Raw genomic sequence first — 6687 nt, forward strand, 5'->3', positions numbered from 1 at the left:
TATGCCATTTACCAAATACTGCCGATTGATAGTTGTCTGAAGTGGCATTAGTCTTTAAATACTGTTGCAAAATTTCATGTTCTGCTGACAGGTTTCCAGGTAATGATTCAACGCCATTATTAACGCCGTACTTACCCGTAATAATGGTACTGCGCGTTGTTGAACACGCGGGTGTTACCCACATATTTTCGAAAGTAATACCCTGTTGCCCCAGCATATTTAACGTAGGGGTTTGTGGTACATCGTCACTAAAATCATATTGAGCAGAGGCATCTAAGCCTTGATCATCAGAGATGATAAACAAGATATTAGGTTGTACTAGTTCATTATCATCTTCTGCAGGCGGCTCGACTGGGATTTCTACTGGAATGACTATTGGATCCTCAGCTTCTTCTGTGGATCCTCCACCACAACTAGCAAGTATAACAAATAGGGTACTGAGTATAAGAAAACGTAATGTATTTAACATGACAATCGCAACCTCGTAGCAGAAAGATGAAATAAACATATAAAATACAGCTTATCTTTATTTTTTATTAAAAATTAGCATCATCATATTTCATCAACTTAGTTTGCACTAATATAAGTGAGGTTGGGTAAAGCTAGCGTAAAGTTATGTAAAATTGATGGAAACCAAGAACATCATAATTTTAAAGATGTTACTACAGATTAATACTTTACCTACATGGACCTACAGTACCTGTAGTGGTCATCTCAGTATTTAGTAATAACTTAAAGTCTAAAGCATAAGAATTGATTAATCACAGCGCCAATCATATGCATTTAAAATAGCGGATACCTTTTGACTACTGTGATCCTTATTAGTCACCCTAATCATAGGAATACTTCGTTTATTCAAAGTCATATGAAAAACATTAGATTCTTTGAATTTTTGAGATAAGTTTTGCTGACTACATTCATTTTCCAGATTTATTAGTGAAAGTGACTTTGCTTCTTTTAAACTGTCTTTACGCAGTTGGATTAAGCTCTCTTTAAAACTAAAGTGCACTAAAACATAGTCCTCCCCCATCTGGTAGTCGTATTGATATGGAATATTATTATTCATTAATTTTGAAATAAATAAGCCATTAGTGAATGAGTCATTGAAACTCTCAACCGAGTAAAACTCAGCCTCATCGCTACAGCTAATACAAGTTAGTAACAGTAAAAAGAGCAGTGAAATTTTCATTATGTACGGCCTAGGTAAAAGAAATGAACGATTGCTTTGACGAATGAACTGCCATTAAGGTCGAAAGTAATACCAATTCCGATAAGTTCCTGGTCTTGTTGTACGAAGTGAAAATATTTCAGGGCAAGGCGCTTGACTGACTAATAGCTGGCTATTGGGATTGAAAGCAACGCCGTCATGAAGAATTTTAGCCTGTACAAGTGGTCAATAATTTAACGGTATTGGTATAACATCCCCTAAAAACGATTATCATTAAAGATGAATAATCCATCATGCGCTCAATTTCACCTTGGGGAATTGAGCCATCGAGAATGATTGTATTCCATAAACATGGAATCATACTTCACTATACACCGTTAAAAACTTGAGGCTCATCAAAGGAAATTTCCACGAAATAATGATCATTGTCAATCCATGTCTTATATTGCCAATGATGCTGTAAACAAATCCTTTCAATAATCAATGTTCCTAAACCATAACCTTGTTCTGGCAAAGAAGTAGGCCCTGGCTGTGCTTTCATAACGCTATTACTTATTACGCATGTTTTATCTGTTAGCTTAATCTCGATACCCGAAGCCGTTGCATGTTGAATGGCATTTTTAATAATATTAGAAAATATAATTTCAGCGGGTATTTTCTCAATCTGAATAGTGGATGATAATTCACCGACGACCTGTACCACTTTATTTTTTAATAACGCCTGTTCTTTAAAAGAGTGAAGTACTTGGGAAAAGGTTGCATCAATCGGCTGCAACTGTGATTGAGTACGGTATTGCTCACGTGACAAGCTTAATAGCATTTCAATCATACCTTCCATGCTATGGGTTGCCCTTTCAATGCGCCCTAATGGTTTGGCTAAGTGTTTACATTTATCTTGCTGTAACTGTAATAGCTCAGTGGCGCCTTTAATGATCATAACTGGTGTACGTAATTCATGACTGGCAAAACCTGAAAACTCTTGCTCTCGTTGAATAAACTTTTCAATACGTTTACTGTAATCACCAAATGTTTTATATAAAAGTCCTAACTCATTATCTTCTGGATGCTGATATTTAAAATCATGATTTTGTTTTGTTTTAGGTTGGTATGTTTGCTGCTTTACTTGCTCAATCAACTGAAACATAGGGGCTAATGCGCGCTTAACCACTAATTGAAAAATTAAAAAGAAAACAATAAATAGCACAATAAAACCAATGAGCAAGTACCTAAACATTTCTCGCTCTAAGTCTTCGGATAGCTCAATGCGATTAACGTCAAATAAAAATATTTGCTGCTTTTTTGCTGCGTTTTCTGTAATAGCATAGTGGTAATCTAAGTCTTCGGGGTGGTCTAGCTCATAAACACCGATAGCCGTTTCATCTATATATTTCCCTAAATTATCAGGTAGTTCAGACACATCGGAATAAACGGTAATGACTTCGGGTAATAGCGTTTTTTCACCACGTCGTTCAGCTTGTTGATATTGCTCTATATTGAGTATTAGCTCTCGCTCAAAAATATAGTCCTCTATGCCTTTAGTCGTCGCAAAAAGTAGCACTAAGCTAACCAATGATAACAGTATAAAGCTGGTAATAAAGGTCACTTTAACCCGCTGACTTAAACTTAAATGAACCATGTTATTTACTCAACTTATGCGTACTCGCGAGCTTATTTTTTAGAACAAGTTGATAACCTTGCCCATGTTTCGCAAGTATTGAAATATCATCATTACATTTAGCCAGTGACTGCCTTAAGTTATAAATATGGCTACGCAAAATATCGTTCTCTGGAGGTAAATCTCCCCACAATAAAAATTCTAGCTCTGCTTTAGCAACAAGGTTTGGATAGGCCTTGGCAAGTTGCCACATGATTTTAAACGTGGTTGGATTGAGCACTAATGGCTTTCCACTGATAGCAGCTGACTTATCGTTATGATCTAACATAATATTTTCAACCGAAAATTGATGGTGGTAACTCGTTTGTGACTTTCTCACTTGTGCTTGAAGGCGCGCATAAAGCTCTGGCATGGCAAAAGGCTTCACAAGATAATCATCCGCGCCAGCCGTAAAACCGTCTAATTTCTCCGCTAAAGTATCTTTAGCGGTTAGCATAATAATAGGTACATCACCTCGGGGGCTTTGCCTAATTTGTTCAGTGGCTTTAAGACCGTCGACTTTAGGCATCATTATATCCATCACCACGACATCAAAATCATGCTGATTAAAGAGCTCAACAGCCATTAAACCATCATAGGCATAATCGACATGATGACCATTCATCTCTAAAAAATCGCCAATGTTTTCAGCAATATCTAAATTATCTTCCGCGATTAATACGCGTATTGACGCTACTGGAGAAGCCATATTTTTCCTTTGAGTGTATTCATCAACAGCATTATATTTAATAATATTGTTAGCTAAAGCATAAGTTTACTAGGCTAGTTAAAATATAATACAGAACGCTTTGTCGATAAAGTGTCAATGCTTAACGCCCTTCGTTAAGCCCGTAGCATTGACACTTTATTGACAAGCTAACTTTTACACTGTGTACCTCTATTAAGCTACACGTAATTAAAGCCATGAATGTTAATACCATCACAATGCTATTAGTCTTGTTTTCTATTTGCTCCGCCATCTATGTTTACCACTTCAGAGGCGCTGTAAAATTTACGAGTGCTGTAGAATATTTACGAAAAGGCTGGCCTATTTTTGCGCCTCTTAACGTAATGTTATATATGGCAACTAAAAAGTGGGCATCTACTCCTTTCATTAAAACCAGTCATTTTGATCATTTAACGATGCTTGAAGATAACTGGCAAGTGATCGCTAAAGAAGCTAAGGCGTTATTAGACAATGGCTATTTTGAGCAAACCACCAATAAGCAAAATGATAGCTTTTATGATGTCGGCTTTCGCACTTTTTATAAGTATGGTTGGAGTAAATTTTATTGTACTTGGTATGGCACAACACTTAATTCAGCATTAGCACACTGCCCTAATACTGTCGCGTTAATCAATAAAATCCCGGCGATTAATGGTGCCATGTTTACCGTATTACCGCCACGCTCTAAATTAACTCGACACTTAGACCCCGCAGCCTGCTCTTTTAGATATCATCTTGGGTTGGATACACCCAATAGTGAAAAATGCTTTATTAATGTTGACGGTAAAAGTCAATCATGGCGCAATGGTGAAGCCTTCATGTTTGATGAAACTTATTTACACTATGTAGAAAATAACACCGATGAAACCCGACTCATTCTTATGTGTGATGTAGAAAGACCAATGAACATCTTTGGCAAGCTCATCAACTTTTTTTACAAAAAGCTCATTACACAAATGTTGGTACCGAATATAGAAGGAGACCAAGCGGGCATTGTGAATAAACTGTTTGCCAAAGTAACGCCATTTTTAACCGCGGCTAAGCAGCTAAAAAAACGTAAACCAAGCATGTACTATCCAATAAAGTGGTTGTTCAATACCATGTTACTTTTACTCTTATTAAGCTTAATTATCAGTGTAATCACCATGTTATTATCCGTTTTTTAAGCTGAAAACAGCGAGTATTGTCATTTAACTCACTACCTTTTCCCCTTGCCCGTGTTGCTTTAGCAGTATGGGCTTTTTTGTATCTACCTTTTAATAATCATAAAAATACCGTCTTTACAAAAGCCATTGACACATCGTTGACAACCGCCTTGCTACTGTTGCACTACAAAATATTACGGAGCAAAAACAATGTTTAAAAAATCACTAATAGCCCTATCTCTTATCTCACTTTTATCTGCATGTGATAGTGATGATTCAAGTACTACCCCTATAACGCCAGTGCCAACCAACCCAGCACTTGAATTAGTTTTGCCCATTGAAGGCTCTTCTATGGTAGATGACTTTCCATTAGCCATGTACGTAACCTACCCTGAAGAAGAGCAGGTAGTTGATGCGATTACTAGTATAGATATCAATTGGCCAATGTTTGATATACACCAAGCAAATAAAGAGTACGGTTTTATAGATGGTGATTCAAATGAGTTGTTTTATCACTCCGTAACGCAACAGTCGAACGAAGCAATGAACGCGGTAGACCTTGAACGTCAAGAAGATCTCATTTGGTTTGTCTCGGGTGACAATGTACTTTCTCAATATAATCGTAGTACAGACAAAACCACCCAATGGACTGTAAACGAAGGTGCAGAGTTTACCGAGCTTACCCTTGATGAAGAAGGCAATGAAAACATTTGGTTATATGACCAAGTAGCCCATCAATTAGTACATTTCAATGCAGAAACTGAGCAATCAATTAACTATGAATTAACCGCAGATATTGCCGTTAATGGCATCTCGATTACTGAAGAGAAATTTTTCTTATTAGCCGAAGCTGACAACAGCGACATGGTAATGCTTTACGAGGCCGAGGGTTCTACATTAACGCACAACGATTCTTGGTCATTAGAAGGTTTTGAGACAACAGCCTTTAATGATATTAGCTTAATGCCCGATGGCCGTATTGCCGTTTCAACCAGTGATATAGAAAATAATATTTACTTAGTTATGGATAAAGACGACCTCATTGGCGCAGGACCGATTGAAGATAGCGGTGAATTAACCTTAGTTGCACAACATCCATTATCCGAAGACATCGTACAGCCATCAGGTATTTGGTCAATGTTTGATGATACTTGGATGATAATTACTGACCAAGCAGAAATGTTTACCCTTGATAGTGACTTCAATAAAACATCACGTGTTGAAATTAATTTTGACAGTATTAACTGTAATCAAGGCTGTACTGAAGCCATTGTGGGCGGCGTAGATGAATTTTTCGCCTTAACGGATACGGGTTTAGTGGGACAGTTTAATAAAGTCAACGATATCTATGAGTTAACAAAAGAACACCACATTGATATAAAAAATGATGAAGGTCATGGCTATCGTTATTCCGGCTTAGGAAAGGATGAAAATTCAGGGGAATACTTCTTAGTACCTGACCAAGGTAATGAAGACGATAAAGATGTATTAATCATTCTGAACAGTGACTTCTCCTTAAAAGAAAAATACGATATTACTTTCCCTGAAGAAACCAACGGCAGTATTTTTGCTTATGATGCACAAGGTGTTCAGTACAGTGACGGTCACGTTTATGTGTTATCAGAAAAATTTACCAAGGTCATACAACTAAACTTAGTCGGTGAAATTATCGCGGTATTTGATCTAGATAACGAAGATGTTACTGATCCGAGTGATTTAGCGATAAGAGATGGGCAAGTTTATATTTTAGGTGACCATGAAAATGAAGAGCCTGTTCCACCAGTCTCCGTTTTTACTATTACCTACCACTAGGCATATTTAAGTAACGGCTTAATTACGGCAATTTACAAAAAGCACCATTCACAAGTTTGGTGCTTTTTGGTATTGGTGCCTAAGTTTTAGTGCATTACAAATGTACTAATATTGACGCTTGATCTTTCTTGGTCATTTTACTCACTACTAACTTAATCGAGTTATCCATTAAAAAAAGACA

6 protein-coding genes are annotated in these 6687 nt (G+C 37.0%); 2 read left to right on the forward strand and 4 right to left on the reverse strand.

Annotated elements, in window-relative coordinates; genetic code table 11:
* From CXF74_RS20160 to CXF74_RS20175, 4 genes are all read right to left on the reverse strand, one after another.
* A partial coding sequence (locus CXF74_RS20160; protein ID WP_157822477.1) for a sulfatase-like hydrolase/transferase occupies positions 1 to 469 on the reverse strand: 469 nt, incomplete at its 3' end.
* 288 nt (positions 470 to 757) lie between these two features.
* Positions 758 to 1189 carry a hypothetical protein gene (locus CXF74_RS20165; protein ID WP_101084320.1) on the reverse strand — a complete coding sequence of 144 codons (432 nt, stop codon included), beginning with the start codon at positions 1187 to 1189 and terminating at the stop codon, positions 758 to 760.
* A gap of 346 nt (positions 1190 to 1535) precedes the next feature.
* Positions 1536 to 2804, reverse strand: coding sequence for a sensor histidine kinase (locus CXF74_RS20170; protein ID WP_101084321.1), 1269 nt, complete (start codon positions 2802 to 2804; stop codon positions 1536 to 1538).
* A gap of 1 nt (position 2805) precedes the next feature.
* Complete coding sequence (locus CXF74_RS20175; RefSeq protein WP_101084322.1) at positions 2806 to 3531, reverse strand: response regulator transcription factor; 726 nt, start codon at positions 3529 to 3531, stop codon at positions 2806 to 2808.
* Positions 3532 to 3746: 215 nt separating this feature from the next.
* On the opposite strand from CXF74_RS20175, the gene CXF74_RS20180 reads away from it, so the two are divergent.
* Both CXF74_RS20180 and CXF74_RS20185 read left to right on the forward strand, forming a co-directional pair.
* Positions 3747 to 4715: an aspartyl/asparaginyl beta-hydroxylase domain-containing protein gene (locus tag CXF74_RS20180; protein WP_101084323.1), complete on the forward strand. Its 969-nt coding sequence runs from the start codon at positions 3747 to 3749 to the stop codon at positions 4713 to 4715.
* Between the two features lie 189 nt (positions 4716 to 4904).
* Positions 4905 to 6506, forward strand: coding sequence for a hypothetical protein (locus CXF74_RS20185; protein WP_101084324.1), 1602 nt, complete (start codon positions 4905 to 4907; stop codon positions 6504 to 6506).
* Positions 6507 to 6687: the final 181 nt, after the last annotated feature.

The sequence above is a fragment of the Psychromonas sp. Urea-02u-13 genome, from assembly GCF_002835995.1.
Classification (GTDB): domain Bacteria; phylum Pseudomonadota; class Gammaproteobacteria; order Enterobacterales; family Psychromonadaceae; genus Psychromonas.